This is a genomic window from Actinomadura sp. 6N118 (genome assembly GCF_044326415.1).
In the GTDB taxonomy this organism is placed as follows: domain Bacteria; phylum Actinomycetota; class Actinomycetes; order Streptosporangiales; family Streptosporangiaceae; genus Spirillospora.
On sequence record NZ_JBIRAZ010000056.1, the window covers coordinates 1 to 14,686 of the forward strand.

General features: G+C 67.5%; 15 protein-coding genes. 8 read left to right on the plus strand and 7 right to left on the minus strand.

Features of this window, described 5'->3' with window-relative positions; genetic code table 11:
- Positions 1 to 61 precede the first annotated feature (61 nt).
- Positions 62 to 1,324 (minus strand): DUF222 domain-containing protein, encoded by a 1,263-nt coding sequence (locus ACH34W_RS55120; protein WP_395969308.1) that lies wholly within the window; start codon positions 1,322 to 1,324, stop codon positions 62 to 64.
- 870 nt (positions 1,325 to 2,194) lie between these two features.
- A complete protein-coding gene (locus tag ACH34W_RS55125; protein WP_395969309.1) occupies positions 2,195 to 3,082 on the minus strand; it encodes a LysR family transcriptional regulator in 888 nt (295 codons plus the stop codon).
- A 94-nt stretch (positions 3,083 to 3,176) separates the two neighbouring features.
- Between ACH34W_RS55125 and ACH34W_RS55130 the strand changes: the two genes are divergently transcribed.
- The 4 genes from ACH34W_RS55130 to ACH34W_RS55145 are packed head-to-tail and all read left to right on the plus strand — an operon-like array spanning position 3,177 to position 7,601.
- On the plus strand, positions 3,177 to 4,043 hold the full coding sequence (locus ACH34W_RS55130) for an FAD binding domain-containing protein (protein WP_395969310.1): 867 nt from the start codon (positions 3,177 to 3,179) through the stop codon (positions 4,041 to 4,043).
- Complete coding sequence (locus ACH34W_RS55135) at positions 4,040 to 4,519, plus strand: (2Fe-2S)-binding protein (RefSeq protein WP_395969311.1); 480 nt, start codon at positions 4,040 to 4,042, stop codon at positions 4,517 to 4,519. Before ACH34W_RS55130 ends, ACH34W_RS55135 begins: the two co-directional genes overlap by 4 nt.
- Entirely contained in the window at positions 4,516 to 6,876 is a 2,361-nt protein-coding gene (locus ACH34W_RS55140; protein ID WP_395969312.1) for an aerobic carbon-monoxide dehydrogenase large subunit, read from the plus strand. Before ACH34W_RS55135 ends, ACH34W_RS55140 begins: the two co-directional genes overlap by 4 nt.
- Entirely contained in the window at positions 6,873 to 7,601 is a 729-nt protein-coding gene (locus ACH34W_RS55145) for an XdhC family protein (protein ID WP_395969313.1), read from the plus strand. The genes ACH34W_RS55140 and ACH34W_RS55145 overlap by 4 nt, the downstream gene beginning before the upstream one ends.
- Before the next feature lie 359 nt (positions 7,602 to 7,960).
- Here the strand turns inward: ACH34W_RS55145 and ACH34W_RS55150 are convergent, their stop codons facing one another.
- Both ACH34W_RS55150 and ACH34W_RS55155 read right to left on the minus strand, forming a co-directional pair.
- The gene (locus ACH34W_RS55150) at positions 7,961 to 8,443 is read right to left on the minus strand and encodes a GNAT family N-acetyltransferase (protein WP_395969314.1); all 483 of its coding nucleotides are present in this window, start codon (positions 8,441 to 8,443) and stop codon (positions 7,961 to 7,963) included.
- Between the two features lie 89 nt (positions 8,444 to 8,532).
- Positions 8,533 to 8,853: a hypothetical protein gene (locus ACH34W_RS55155; RefSeq protein WP_395969315.1), complete on the minus strand. Its 321-nt coding sequence runs from the start codon at positions 8,851 to 8,853 to the stop codon at positions 8,533 to 8,535.
- 463 nt (positions 8,854 to 9,316) lie between these two features.
- On the opposite strand from ACH34W_RS55155, the gene ACH34W_RS55160 reads away from it, so the two are divergent.
- Together ACH34W_RS55160 and ACH34W_RS55165 are read left to right on the plus strand one after the other, a co-directional pair.
- The gene (locus ACH34W_RS55160) at positions 9,317 to 10,162 is read left to right on the plus strand and encodes an SMI1/KNR4 family protein (protein WP_395969316.1); all 846 of its coding nucleotides are present in this window, start codon (positions 9,317 to 9,319) and stop codon (positions 10,160 to 10,162) included.
- A gap of 89 nt (positions 10,163 to 10,251) precedes the next feature.
- Positions 10,252 to 10,533: a hypothetical protein gene (locus ACH34W_RS55165; protein ID WP_395969317.1), complete on the plus strand. Its 282-nt coding sequence runs from the start codon at positions 10,252 to 10,254 to the stop codon at positions 10,531 to 10,533.
- Positions 10,534 to 10,969: 436 nt separating this feature from the next.
- Here ACH34W_RS55165 and ACH34W_RS55170 read toward each other — a convergent pair whose 3' ends face one another.
- Positions 10,970 to 12,574 carry an alkaline phosphatase D family protein gene (locus tag ACH34W_RS55170; protein ID WP_395969318.1) on the minus strand — a complete coding sequence of 535 codons (1,605 nt, stop codon included), beginning with the start codon at positions 12,572 to 12,574 and terminating at the stop codon, positions 10,970 to 10,972.
- Between the two features lie 311 nt (positions 12,575 to 12,885).
- Entirely contained in the window at positions 12,886 to 13,062 is a 177-nt protein-coding gene (locus ACH34W_RS55175) for a hypothetical protein (protein ID WP_395969319.1), read from the minus strand.
- 98 nt (positions 13,063 to 13,160) lie between these two features.
- Between ACH34W_RS55175 and ACH34W_RS55180 the strand changes: the two genes are divergently transcribed.
- Together ACH34W_RS55180 and ACH34W_RS55185 are read left to right on the plus strand one after the other, a co-directional pair.
- A complete protein-coding gene (locus ACH34W_RS55180) occupies positions 13,161 to 13,316 on the plus strand; it encodes a hypothetical protein (RefSeq protein ID WP_395969320.1) in 156 nt (51 codons plus the stop codon).
- Between the two features lie 227 nt (positions 13,317 to 13,543).
- Positions 13,544 to 13,942, plus strand: a complete 399-nt coding sequence (locus ACH34W_RS55185) for a hypothetical protein (RefSeq protein WP_395969321.1) — start codon at positions 13,544 to 13,546, stop codon at positions 13,940 to 13,942.
- 144 nt (positions 13,943 to 14,086) lie between these two features.
- On the opposite strand, the gene ACH34W_RS55190 is transcribed toward ACH34W_RS55185, so the two are convergent.
- Positions 14,087 to 14,338, minus strand: a complete 252-nt coding sequence (locus ACH34W_RS55190; protein WP_395969322.1) for a hypothetical protein — start codon at positions 14,336 to 14,338, stop codon at positions 14,087 to 14,089.
- Positions 14,339 to 14,686 lie beyond the last annotated feature (348 nt).

Genomic DNA, 14,686 nt, shown 5'->3' on the forward strand with positions numbered 1-14,686 from the left:
GGCTCGTCGACATGGCGACATCACTCCTGCGCAGGTCGGCGTGAGCAGCGGCAGTCGTCGGTCAAGCCGACTGCCGCCATGGATCGTCCGAGCGGTTTAACCACTCGGGATCTTTGGGGCGTTCTTTGCGGATGTCGTCGGGTGGCAGTGCCCGGTAGATGTATCGGCCGTTGCTGTGGCGGATGTGCATCTGTCCGGGGTTGGTGTGTTTCCATCTGTTGTGCCAGCCGCAGCACAAGGTGAGCTTGTCGATGTCGGTGGGACTGTTACCGAGTGCCCAGCCGTCGACGTGGTCGACCTCGCAAAGGAAGCCCGGCACCTGGCACCCCTGCACGGCGCAGGTGGTGTAGAGGGTCTCCAACACCCGGCGTTGCCCAGAGGTGGCGAGCCGGACGGTGTGGCCCAGGTACAGCGGCAGGTTGCCCGGGCCCAAGATGAGGGGCGACACCCCTGCGGTGAGGGCGATACGCCGGGCTTGGGCGGCTGGAACCGGTGTGCCGTCCAGTAGCCGCGCGGGGGTGTCGCCGCCGGTGAGGGTTTCCAGGTCCACGATGACGGTGACCTTGGTGTTTTTGTGGCCGCGTGACAGGACGGTGGAGAGCGCGGCGGCGGTGCGTTCGGACAGGTCACGGCGGTCGTCGGTCCCGGCGGGTTTGGCCAGTGGTCCCAGGGTGCCGTCCCAGATCGCGGCGTCTTCGGGGTTGAGCCAGCCCTTGAGGTAGCAGCCGCCGTCCAAGGACCTGCTCGCGGTGACCCAGGAACGTTGGTAGCCGCGCGCTGCTTCTTCGGGGGGCTGGTCGGTGCCGTTGTGTTCTGCGATCATGTCGTGGATCTTGGCCGCCAGGCGGGCGACTTTCGCTGCTGACAGGCCGTCGTCGGCGGCGTCCAGCAGGATCTGTTCGGCTACACCGCAGTCAGGGTCGTTGAGGCGGGTCACCGCGCCGGCGATGGTCGCGGCGTACCCGTGGGACAGTTCGCCGGCCGCCATCCGTTTGCTCACCTGTGTCAGCCGGGGTAGTTGCCGGGCCAGCGCGATGCGTTCCCTGGCGCGGCCCTCTCGCATCCCCAGGTGGCAACGCAGCCACGCCTGGGTGGAGGGTAATCCCCAGCGTTTCATCTCCCCGACCCTGTCGACGACCCCGATCATCGCGGCCATGGTGTATTCGGCCTGATCTGTCGCTGTCGCCAGCGTTTCGGTGAGTTCCATGCAGGCCGCTGCCGATTCCGGTGCGGGCCGCCTGGCAAGTTCAGTGAGAATCGCGGCGACCGCTTCCACCAGGTCTGCGGTGGAAGCGTCATCTAGATGCGCCACGATCGAATACATGAGCAAATCCTATCATACACAAGAGGTCAATACAGTGATCAAATCGAGATCTATTAATCCTTCTATTCAAGATCGACGATCTCTCCATTTTTGATTGCTTGGCTGGTCTGCCGTCCAGCGCGTGCTGCGTGGCTGGGGGCGGGTGAGTCAGTGGTTAAGGTGGCTGGACCGGGTGGACGGTTGAGCGGTGCCGAAATGACCCAATGCGCACATCCACCGCCTTCCGAGCGTTGCTGTCACGTTGGTTGATGTCGCGTATTTCCAGGTTTGTGTTAAGGTTTCGCAATGCGCGGGCCTATCACGAAACGTGCGTCACCATCGAACGGAGACCAGCTGGTTCCCTTGTCGCTGCCGAGTTCTAAGAAAGAGAGCGAACTGCCACAGTCGGCCGCCTGCCTAAATCAAAACCTCACCTGATCCGCCGCCTTGACCAACGTGACCCGGCGCCCATCACCGGCAGGAGCATTCGCACCATTCCGCACCGGCGACCGATCCAGAGCACTCATCTCAGCCAGGCAGCACCCGAGCCGTGGTGACCCGGCGCGGAGCGAGCGCCAGCGAGTGAGCACCGGAAGCGCCGCGGGCCGATCGCCCCCAGCCCCGCTCCAACCCCAGCCACCCTGGGCGATCGTAGGCAGCCGCTGCAACAAACCCGCGGCAGCAAAACCCTCGCACCTCCATCACCACCGCAGACCAACCTTGCCAACGCAGTCATTCACCAGAAACCACCACCAGCCCGTAGCGCCCACTCACCAATGCGAACTGCCAACAGCCCCAATCGGCGCCCGGCCAGGAATAGTGCCCGCTGGGATCGGCACTGATTCGGGCCCGCCATCGCTCCGGCTGGTCGCCCTCGGCAGGACTAGACGGCTAGCTCCAGATGGTGACGTGGACGGGTGGGCGGAAGCGGGACGGCGGGACGCCGTTGTCGGGCCTGCGCATGACGTGTAGGGCATCGGGGGTTGTTACGTAGCGGCGGAACGCGTCCGCCAGGTCTGGGCTGCGGTCGGCGAGTGTGGTGGCGTGCCAGCAGATCTTCAGGGGTGTTGCGGGGGTGGCTACGGCGGGGAGGTCACCGCGGCGGAGGTGGGCTACGGCCACCGCCAGGCCTTGGCCGTCGGCGGCGGCTGACCAGGCTGCGGTTTGGGTGGGGAAGACCCGGATTCGGTCCTCGGTGATTTTGAGGCGCCGGAGGAGAGCGGCCGTTTCGCTTTGGGGGTCGGTGCCGGAGGGGTCGACCAGCCAGGTGTTCGAGGGTGAGATGCCGACTGCGATGAGGCTCGTTCTGAAGATGGGCTCCGAACGGAGGCCGGGGTCGTCGCCCAGGTAGGGGCCGAGCGCGATGTCAGCCAGGTGGTTGTGGAGAAGGGGCGGGATCTCGCGGGTCGTGACGGTGCGGGCGTTCGCCTCGATCTTGCGGGATGAGCGGCGGACGAACGCGTCGAGGAGGGGAGTGGCGACGAACTCGGCGAGGGCCGGGGCGGCGATGACGCGGAGTGTCTCGGGGGCGTGGACGGAGATCTCCGCCTCTGCTTCGAGGGTCAGCATCTGGGCCGCGATCGGGAGGAGGCGGGCGCCGGCCTCGGTGAGGGCCATGCCGTCGGGGCCGCGAGTGAGAAGCGGGTCGCCGAGGTGGCGGCGCAGGGCCGTGAGGGACTGGGAGACGGCGGGTTCGGTTATGGAGAGGGCACGGGCGGCCTCTTGGACCGAACCCAGGCGGGCCACCAGGACGAAAGCTCTCAGCTGGGTGAGAGTCATGGGTTCAGTGTCTGATTAAGCCTTTGCTTATTCATCTGTTGTGGCCGGTGGCGGACGCGTTCAAAATCCGGGCAGCCCTAGAAGGGAGGCCGGAATGCAGGTTCCCGCCAGCTTCGAGTACGCGAAGGCCACGAGTGTTGAGATGGCTTTGGCCTTGTTGGCGCGGTACGGCCCCGAGGCGCGGGTGGTGGCGGGGGGTCACAGCCTGTTGCCGATGATGAAACTTCGGCTGGCCGAGCCCGAGGCTCTCATCGACATCAATGACATCGATGAGTTGTCGTTCGTGAGGGTCGAGGGGGACGCGCTGTGGGTTGGCGCCTTGACGAGGCACGCGGAGTTGCTGGAGTCGGCGGTGGTGGGTGAGCACTTTCCTGTTTTGCATGACGCTGAACGGGTGATCGCCGATCCTGTGGTGCGCAATTGGGGAACGGTCGGAGGCTCGTTGTGCCAGGCCGATCCTTCTGAGGACCTGTCGGCGGCGTTCGCGGCGTTGAGGGCGGAAGCCGTGATCAGGGGGCCGGACGGGGAGCGGACGGTGCCTGTGCGGGAATTCCATACCGGTCCGTACGAGACCGTGGTGGAGCCGGGCGAGCTCCTCACCGGGCTGCGTGTGCCGATCAGGCCGGGCGGATCCAGCGCGTACGAGAAGGTCGAGCGGCGGGTGGGGGACTGGCCGCTGGCGGCGGCCGCGGCGGCGTTGTGGCTGGACGGGGGCCGGGTTGCGGAGGTCGGGATCGGGCTCACGGCTGTACGGGCCGAGCATTTCGTGGCGGCCGAGGCCGAGGCGGTGGTGCGGGGAGCCGAGCCGTCTGAGGAGGTCTTCCGGGAGGCGGGACGGGTCGCGGCGGAGCACTGTGATCCGGGTTCGGATCAGCGGGGGCCGGCCGATTACAAGCGGCATCTGGCCGGCGAGTTGACGGCGAGGGCGCTGCGGCGCGCGTACGAGAGGTGCCGGTCATGAACATCACAGTGACGGTGAACGGCGAGGCCTACACACGAGACGTCGAGCCGCGGCTGCTGCTCATTCACCTGCTGCGGGACGAGCTTGGGCTGACCGGGACGCACTGGGGCTGCGACACGTCCAACTGCGGTGCATGTGTGGTGTGGCTGGACGAGGTGCCGGTGAAGTCGTGCACGGTCCTCGCCGTCATGGCGGACGGGAAGGCCGTGAAGACGGTCGAGGGGCTTGAACGGGACGGCGTGCTCGATCCGGTGCAGGAGGGCTTCTCGGCATGTCACGGCCTGCAATGCGGCTTTTGTACACCGGGGATGCTCATGACCTCGCGGTGGCTCCTCGATCGCAATCCAGATCCGTCCGAGCGTGAGATCCGCGAGGCGATCTCGGGGCAGATCTGCCGCTGCACGGGTTACGAGAACATCGTGAAGTCGGTGCGCTGGGCGGCCGAGCACCCGGCGGACGAGGGTGTGACGTCATGACCACGACGCATGGCTTCGGGCGGGTGCCGCGCAAGGAGGACGCCCGTTTCATCCGCGGCAAGGGCACGTACGTCGATGACGTGCGGCTTCCCGGGACGCTCTACGGGGCGGTGCTGCGCAGCCCGCACGCGCACGCCAGGTTGGTGTCGGTGGACACCTCGGCGGCCGAGGCCCATCCGCAGGTACGGGCTGTCATCACCGGCGCGACGCTGGAGGGCCTCGGCCTCGCGTGGATGCCGACGTTGTCGGCCGACGTGCAGGCCGTGCTGGCCACCGACAAGGTGCGGTTCCAGGGGCAGGAGGTCGCGTTCGTCATCGCCGACGACCACTACGCGGCGCGGGACGCCCTGGAGCTCATCGACGTCGACTACGAGGCGCTGCCGTCGGTCATCGACGCGCGGCGGGCGCTCGACGAGGACGCCGCTGTGATCCGGGACGACCTCGAAGGCAAGACCGACAACCACATTTTCGACTGGGAGGCCGGAGACGCCGACCTCACCGAGCGAATCTTCGCCGAGTCGGACGTGGTCGCCGTGCAGGACGTGCTCTATCCGCGCGTTCATCCGGCGCCGCTCGAGACCTGCGGCATCGTCGCCGACATGGACAAGGTGACCGGCAAGCTCACCGTCTGGACCACCACCCAGGCCCCGCACGCGCACCGCACCATCTACGCCCTCGTCGCCGGGCTGCCCGAGCACAAGATCCGGGTGGTCTCGCCGGACATCGGCGGCGGCTTCGGCAACAAGGTCGGCATCTACCCCGGCTACGTCTGCGCGATCGTCGGTTCCATCGTGACGGGCCGCCCGGTCAAGTGGATGGAGGACCGCTCCGAGAACCTCATGACAACGTCGTTCGCCCGCGACTACCACATGCGCGGAGAGATCGCGGCGACCCGCGACGGCCGCATCCGCGGGCTGAGGGTCAAGGTGCTCGCCGACCACGGGGCGTTCAACGGCACGGCGCAGCCGACCAAGTTCCCCGCGGGCTTCTTCCATGTCTTCACCGGGTCGTACGACATCGAGGCGGCGCACTGCGCGGTCACCGGCGTCTACACCAACAAGGCGCCGGGCGGCGTCGCCTACGCCTGCTCGTTCCGCATCACCGAGGCCGCCTACCTGGTCGAACGCATGATCGACGTACTGGCGGCCGAGCTCGACATGGACCCGGCTGAGCTCCGTTTGCGGAACCTCGTCCGCCCCGAGCAGTTCCCGTACGCCTCGCCCACCGGCTGGGAGTACGACTCGGGCGACTACCCCCGCGCACTCCGTGAGGCGATGAACATCGCGGGGTACGACAAACTCCGCGCCGAGCAGGCGGACCGCCGTGCCAACCCCGGCAACGGCCCGCTCATGGGCATCGGGATCAGCTTCTTCACCGAGGCCGTCGGCGCCGGACCGCGCAAGCACATGGACATCCTCGGGCTCGGCATGGCCGACGGCGCCGAACTGCGCGTGCACCCCACCGGCAAGGCCGTGCTGCGCATATCCGTCCAGACCCAGGGCCAAGGCCACGAGACGACGTTCGCGCAGATCGTCTCCCAGGAACTCGGCATCCCGGTGGACGACATAGACGTCGTCCATGGCGACACCGACCAGACCCCTTTCGGCCTGGGCACGTACGGCTCCCGTTCGACACCGGTCTCCGGCGCCGCGACGGCCGTCGTCGCCCGCAAGGTCCGCGAACGTGCCCGCATCGTCGCCGGCGCCATGCTGGAGGCCGCGCCCGAGGACCTCGAATGGTCACCCGGCCGCTGGTCCGTACGCGGCGAACCCGGGACCGGCGCCACCGTCCAGGAGATCGCGATGGCCGCCCACGGAAGCGTCGAGCTTCCCGAGGGCGTCGAAGGCCATCTGGACGCCACCACCGTCTACAACCCGCCCAATCTCACCTACCCGTTCGGGGCCTACATCGCCGTCGTGGACGTCGACCCCGGCACGGGCAAGGTCACGGTCCGGCGTTTCATCGCCGTCGACGACTGCGGCGTCCGCATCAACCCGATGATCGTCGAAGGCCAGGTGCACGGCGGCCTCGCCGACGGTGTGGGAATGGCGCTCATGCAGGTCATGGCCTTCGACGAGGACGGCAACCACCTCGGCGCCTCGTTCATGGACTACCTGCTGCCAACCTCGATGGAATGCCCGTCCTGGGAGCTAGGCGAAACGACGACCCCCTCCCCCCACCATCCCCTCGGCGCCAAGGGCGTCGGCGAGTCGGCCACCGTCGGCTCGCCCGCCGCGATCGTCAACGCCGTGGTCGACGCGATCGGCGTCCGCCATGCCGACATGCCGCTCACTCCGGCGAACGTGTGGCGCGTCATGCAGGGCCGCCCGTTCCGTACAGACCTGGCGATCCCATGAGCGACCTCCTCACCCGTGCTGACGGCCTTCGCAGCGCCCGCACGCCGTTCGTCCTGGCCACGGTGGTGCGCACCGAACGCCCGACCAGCGCCAGGACGGGCGACCGCGCGCTCGTCCTGCCCGATGGCACGCTCGAAGGCTTCGTCGGCGGCTCGTGCGCCGCCTCAACCGTGCGCACCCAGGCCCTGCGCCAGCTCGAATCCGGTGAGTCGGCCCTCCTGCGCATCACCCCGGGCCCTTCACACCCCGAGGACGGCCTCATCACGGTCACCAACCCGTGCCTGTCCGGCGGCACCCTCGACGTCTTCCTAGAAGCGGTCATCCCGCCCGCCCTACTCCAAATCTACGGAGACGGCCCAGTCGCCAACGCCCTCGTCACAGTCGGCACAGCCGCAGGCTTCGCCCTCCACCCGTCCGCCCCGGAAACAGCGATCCTCCCCGACGCCGCAGCCGTCATCGTCGCCACCCACGGCCGTGACGAGGAAACAATCCTCACCGCGGCACTCGCAGCATCCATCCCGTACATAGGCCTGATCGCCAGCCGCACCCGCGGCGCCGCAGTCACAGCCGCCCTGGAGCACGGCGACCGCGTTCACACCCCCGCGGGCCTGGACATAGGCGCCCGCACCGCCCCCGAGATAGCCCTCTCCGTCCTAGCCGAAATCCTCTCCCTCCGCCCCCACCCAGCACCCGCCCACGCGAACGACCCCCGCCCCTGCCACTAGAGAGTCGGCGACCACACCGCGACATCCCGTTCGCTCGCTATGTCCACCCCAGAGCATTTCGGCCCGAGGCGAACCACGGATCTTCTGGGAAGACCTCGATGAGCCGTTCGCGGACGACGTGGCGGACCCCCGCTCTGCCGAGGGCGACGATCGGCTCCCAGCAATGTTCCCTGACCGCGCAGCTCCAGTTGTGGGCCATGCGCGCCTCCAAGAGTTTGGACCGGAGAAACGCATCATCCAAGCCAGGCATATGCATGTAAATCTTTGGCAGGGGACATATCGGAGCCACTCCGCCTCGTGGCCCTTGGAGACTGGATGAAATGGCCCTGCGGATGAGTTCAGATGAGGGCATGTCCGGTCTAGAGCTTCTTGAAATACCTGGCGATCGGGAGATGGACGAATCCGGCCTGCTCATAGGTCCGGCGCGCCGGCGCGTGCCCCGGGTCACCCCCCGTCTCCACCATCGCCAGCGCCATGCCGCTGTCCTTGAACCACCGGAGCGCGCACGACGTCAGTAGGGAGCCGATGCCTGTGCGCTGATGGGCAGGATCGACCGCGATCATGTAGATCTCGCCCATGCTCTCCCGATGATCAAGACGGGCCGCGACGAAACCGACGACCGTGTCCACCTCGGCGACCCAGACGCGCATCCCCTCCGCGTCGCACGCGGCCCGCACCGCCTCCATTTGATCTACACGCCAGTCAGGATGCATCTGGGAGTAGACACCGGACTCGCCCAGCACCTCCTCAAGCGAGGCGAACACCGGCGCCCAAGCCCGTAGCGAAAGAGCTATCACCGCATCCTGATCGCGTTCCTCCAACGCCCGAACGATCGGCTGCATGCCCGCATCATGCCCCACCCATCGCCGCTTGAGACGAACGCCTCCGCTCATCACCTGGCGTTCAACTCATCTGCCGCCGACCGAACGCGTCAGCTGTGGATGAGGCGCTGGGCGTGGTCCGTCTCGTCCGTTGAGACCTCGGCGGCCGCGCTGGTCTGTAGCTGCCAGGGGGTGGTGAGGCCGTCCGGAAGGGTCAGTTGTCCGGACAGGGCCAGTTCGATGAGGTGCCGGACCTGTTGTTCGGCGTCCGGCTCGGCTGCGAACAGGATCCTTATCCGTACCTGGCCGCCGACCTGGTCGGCGCGGACGTGGTGCGGCGCCAGCGGACATGGCGGTTGGTGATCCCAGTGTCCACACAGCCCCACCGTGACCGCCGCCCCGGGAGCCCCCATGTCGGCGTTCGGCCCCATGATAAGGACCGCCTCATGAGCAAAGGCTTGGCGCACAAGGCCAGTATCCCGTCTACAGCAGCGACAACGCACTGATCTGCCGATGAGCGGGTGTTGTTTGCCTGATGTCGGGCGGGCTGGTGTTAAAGAAAGTGTCCCAGGAGGGTGGCGAGCCGCTCGAGGGGCGATGCGTGGTTGGGTGGTGCGAACGGGGTGGGCCCACTTCTCGCTGGTGAAACCACATCATGGGCACACGGTGTCGGCGAGGGCCGTTCCCAATCGTTGCGCGGGAACCTCAGGAAGGGGGTCATCGACCTTCGGGGTCGTCTTTTGGTTCGCCGCGCCGCACGTCGTCGACAATCTGGGCGGCAGTCGAGGCGCCGCCCGTTGTTACTGAGTTGCAGGCCGTACGGCCGCCGTCAGCGCGGCGGCAGCAAGGACGAGCCGGATAAGCCCGGGATGTCCGCGGCTAGAGTCTGCGGTCATGACGGAACTCCAAAGGCTGCTCGCGCTCGTACCGCCGCCCGCGGCGCCGGTGGATACCGATGCCGACTGGACGCGGGTGGAGGATGCGCTCGGGCTGATCCTTCCCCGCGAGTTCACCGAGATCGCCCGGCGGTACGGGCGCGGCGCGTTCTGCGGCGAGTTCTCCTGCTGCACCCCAGTGGAGATGATCAAGGAAAACCCCGGGCGGCTGGAGGATCTGCAGCTGATCCTCGGGATCGCGGGCGAGGACTGCCCGCATCCCGTTTACCCCGAGCCCGGTGGGCTGGTGCTGTGGGGATCCGACTCGATCGGCGGGGCGCTGTGCTGGCTGACCGAGCCCGTCGGCTCCCCCGAACGCTGGAAGACCGTCTACTGGACGCGCGACGACGAGTTTGAGTACCCCGAAGGTGGCGTGGCCGCCGTACTCACCGGGCTCATCGAGGATCTGCTGGTGAGGAAGAGGGAAAACGGCGCGGACGTCGACGGCCCCTGGTTCGATCCCTACCGCAAGGATGTCCACGTATATCTGCAGCTGGCGGAAGCGGAAGGCGCGCCACCGTACGAGGAGCGACTTCGCATGCTGCGCGAAAGCCTGGCACCGACCAGCGCGCGTGGCGGCTTCAAAGGCGCAGACGGCGCCCGGCAGGACCACTTCGCCGCGGTCGGCGACCAGTGGAGGTTGACCTACGAGACGGCCTACGGGCACCAGATCCGGGTCGCCTACCCGCCCGGGGCGGACACGCCGGTACGCAACGCACTGCTCGCCGCGATCGACGCCATGGGCTGCCGCGTCAAGGGCGTCCTGCCGGTGCACGGCACCGCGCACTGGCCCGAACTGGAGTGAACGGTTCCTCCCACTCGCCGGCAAGGTCATTTCGTGGACCTGGCGAAGGTCTATGAAGCCGCAATCTCGCCTCAGAGAGTGAGGACCGGGTGCTGATCAGTTGGCGCCAGGGCAGCGGCTGGTCAACGGTCGCCTACATGGACGAGGACGTCGGCCATGTCGACCTGGAGGACGTGCTCTGGTGGCTGCTCAGACGTCGCGCCCACCTGGAGTTGATCCGTCCTCCGCTGGCCACTGCCCATCCTGACTTCGATCCGAACGCCGACATCGACCACATCACGATGCCCGATCACACCGAACGGCGGGTGAGAAACAAGCAGCGCAGGCTCGCCGCCCGCGCCGAGTTCGAACGCACGCGGCACCACCGCTGAACGTCCGGATCTGCCGCCGAGAGGTGCCGGGCTGTCGTTGAACCGCCGAGCGCCGCGCGAGACACATACGCTTCCGAGGCGACCGAAATCGGCTCGAGGGCGCGCAAACTGCCAGGGCCCCGTCGGTAGTCTGGGGTCGCTCGGGCAGCCTCCATCGACCGGGATCTCGGCCATGACTCAACTGGGTCGTCGAGCTGTTCGCTCCTGGTGGCGACGCCGTCGGTGAATCGCCCCAATACGCGCGAGGGGACCTTCGTCTCCGCTGCGGAGCAGCGAGCGGTTCGCCGCGAAACGCTCCCAATGACCGCCACCGGCAAGATTGTCAACCGCGAACTCCGCTGATCTGCCCCGAGCCTATGCAGAACTCGCTCACCGGAGGGCGGCTGGCGGCGCCGCGAGGAGCCGCCGCCAGCCGGTCCACCATCGAAGCCGGTTGTCAGCGGGGCTCGGGGAGATGGTCGAGCGGGACCGCGAGCTCGGGGATGGACCTGGTCCCGACGGCGGGGTTGTCGGCGGTCTGGTTGAGGCCCGGCTCGCCCGCCGCGACGGCGAACGATGCCCGCGTGTGAATGTCGGCGCCGGGCACGGTGACCTTGGCCAGAACCCGGTAGTCGGCGGTGAGCTCCTTGGTCGTCGCCTTGCAGCGGACGTATCCGCGCTGCGCGTTGTGGAACTTCATGTGCGGGTTGGCTTTCAGGAAGTCCAGGCCGAGCTGGTCCTGGTCCGCGCCGTCCTTGCCGGAGGAGATCGATGTTCCGGCGAACTCCACGGCGGCCACGGGGGAGTCCGGGTCGTCGAAATCGGTCTTGAGTTCGGAGGCGATGCTGCGGTGGATGTCACCGCAGATGCTCACGGCGTTTTCGACTCCGTGCTCGCGGATCCCCTCCAGCAGCCTCCGGCGCTGGGCGGCGTAGCCGTCCCAAAGGTCCATGCCGAACGCCTGCACCGCCGGATCGACGTCGTGATCGGCCTGGGCGATCAGGGTTTGGTGGGCAAGGACGTTCCAGGTGGCCCGGGACCGGTGGAGCCCACTGAGCAGCCACTTCTCCTGGCTGTCGCCCAACAGGGTGCGTTCGGGATCCAGGCGTCCTTGGCAGCCGACCTGGCGGCCGTCACCGCATGCCTGATCTGATCGGTACTGCCGAGTGTCCAGCACGTTGAACTCGGCAAGCCCGCCGAACCGCAGCCGCCGGTACACCCGCATGTCTGGACCACTGGGCCGGGCGGAGCGGCGCAGCGGAAGGTGTTCGTAGAAGGCTTTGAACGCGGCGGCCCGCCGCTGCCGGAACACGGCGGGGTCCTGGTCGGGCTCGTTGTCGACCTGGGAGATGTCGCTCGCCCAGTTGTTCTCCACCTCGTGGTCGTCGAGGGTGACGATCCACGGAAAAGCCGCATGCGCGGCTTGCAGATCCGCGTCGCACTTGTACAGCGCATACCGGTTGCGGTACTCGGTGAGGCTGAACGTCTCGCGCTGGTACTGCTCGGGCAGCCGCACGTTGCGGACCCCGCCGGTGGCGCCCACACCGTATTCGTAGATGTAGTCGCCCAGATGCAGCACCACGTCGAGATCCTCGGCGGCCAGGTGCTTGTAGGCCGTGAAAAAGCCCTCGTGCCACGCCTGGCAGGACGCGAACGCGAAGCTCACCGCACCGCGGGCACCGGCACGCGGAGCGGTCTTGGTCCGCCCGACCGGACTGACCTCCGCCCCGGCCCGGAACCGGTAGAAGTACTCGTGGCCCGCCCGCAAGCCGTGCAGCTCGACATGCACGGTGTGCGCGTCTTCGGGACGGGCCAGGGCCGTGCCCCGGCGCACGACCTTCCTGAACCTCTCATCGGTCGCGACCTGCCACTGCACGGTCACCGCCCGATCGGGCATGCCGCCCTTTCCGTCAACGGCCAGCGGCTCCGGGGCCAACCGGGTCCACAGCACAACGCCCTCCGGGTGCGGGTCGCCCGAGGCCACCCCCAGGGTGAACGGGTTGGATGCGGCCGACGCCGAGCCGCCGATCCAACCCGGTATCGCTGCTGCCGACCCCGCCACGAGCGTGGCGGTAACGAACCCTCGACGGCTGAGGTGGGACACGGAACCTCCAGGCGATGGCGGGACAAGACGCCCGTACAGCCAAACGATCACAGGGTGGCGCAGATGGGAGGACCGATGGATATGTCATGACAACGCAGTGAACAGTGAGGTCGCAGACCCCAGCGCCACCTCGCCGACCACCACCGCTTTCGGTGGCGCTGAATCTGGGGGGACCTGGTGCGGGAGGTCGAGGCCCCAGTCTCGTCGTATTCGTGCGCGCAGGGACGTTCCCGCTCGGGTGGGATAGGCAGGTCACAGCGCACGGGGGTTCACATGAAGATCAGCAAGACGGCGGGTGTCATGCGGAGGACAAGAGTCGCCGCGACGCTCGCCGCCGTCACGCTCAGCACGGCGGGGGCGGGGCTGGTGACGACTTCTGCCGCCCAGGCGTCGCCCACCGAGGCGTCGTCGACCGGATCGGGCACCATCCGCTGCATCAGCCGCATCGAAGGCATCGGCCGCCAAACGAGACGTTCTCAAGGGACAGCGCGCCTTCGCCTACCAGGGCAACGACTATGCCTACTTCGACTTCAAGAAGCACAGCGTGAAGGTCTGCGACAAGGAGGGGGACGGCCACGACAACACCAAGGGCTGCACGACCCACTACATCAATTCCAAGAAGGACTACCGCTACATCACGGTGTGCGAGTCGGTGTGGGGGCCGGACTGGTGCCGCCAGCCGGTGGTTTACATGCGGTGATACACGTGCCGTGCCGTGTCGTCGACGCCGGTGTTCGGCCGACAGGCGAATATCACCTTGACGCAACCGAAGGCGCGGAAATCCCACGAAGGCCTCCCTCGCACTCGTCCGCTCATGCCGCGATCGTGCTGTGAGGCGGTGCCAGCGGCCAGCCTCGTTCAGTGTCCCAGGGATCGCGATCCATCTTTCGGTTCTGGCGGCGTCGGCGTGCTCGGTACCGTGTCGGCATGCCGAGCGATGACAGCACGATCGGGGGCGATCCGGTCGCTGACGGGATGGTCCTGTCCTTGCGGCTGCGGCGCGATTTCACGGTGACCGACGCCGGCCGTCTCCTCACGGCCGCGCGCCGCCTCTACCGTGAACTCAATCCGGATACGAGCGCCGACGAAGCCGCCGGGACGGTGACCTGCGCCGCAGACGCCTTGTTCGTCATCCTTGAGCACGCCGACCTGCTCGGCGACGCAGCCGACGACCGGCTCTCCGATCACGCAGCCAACGGGCTCGCGATCGGTGGCTGGCGCGCGCAGATCGTCCTCGGCGAACCGGCTCCCTTGTCGCCCGAACCCAGGAGTGACTGTCTTCGCGGTGACGTCTTCGCTCTTCCACCCCGCGACCACGAAGTCTGATCACGGCGCGGACGATCGCTAGCTCCGGCACCTCCAACGCACTCTTCTGGCGCAGGTCGAGTGAGTGAACACTGGTGAGGCGGCATCGAGGGCGTGAGCAGCGCAATCAGCTCGCGCGTTTGGATCACGCGGCAGGCATGGCATTCATTCCAACGGATGGGCGCCCACGCACTCCGGGCAGCGGCGGTATCGGGCGGGAATCGGCGCTGACCACAGCTCGCCTGGCACGATGAAGCGCGTCGCACCGCACTCGGGGACGCGCTGTGGTGGCGCAGCGGCATGGGCCAATGGCTCTCCGTCCTGAATGAAGTGGATATTCGCGTAGGGATTGTCCGGATCTTCAGGACCGCTCTGGACTGCCCGCACTGTGATCGCGTAGACCGCCTCGTACGCCATGAAGCGATGTTAGGCCGCCATCCCGCCCTCTCATTGACCGCCTGTGCTCGTCCGCTCTTGCCGCTGAGTGGTCCACCGATGGCAGGACATCCGGGGCAGGCGTTCGCTGGCTGTCCAATTGGGCACTAGGCGGGGCGTGCCGATGGTGGCGCGCGCGGGGTGGTTCGGCAGCAAGCCCCGTGGTAACGATGGCGGGCATGAGTGAGACGCCCGTCCCATATGCCGGCTACTACGACGGTCCCATGCGGGTTCTGCAGCTCCACACGCGCCGCGGGGTGGTTGCCAAGGCCGGCGTCACCGTCGGTATCGACGGTGCCCTCTACCACCAGCGTTGGGGGAGGGCGGTCT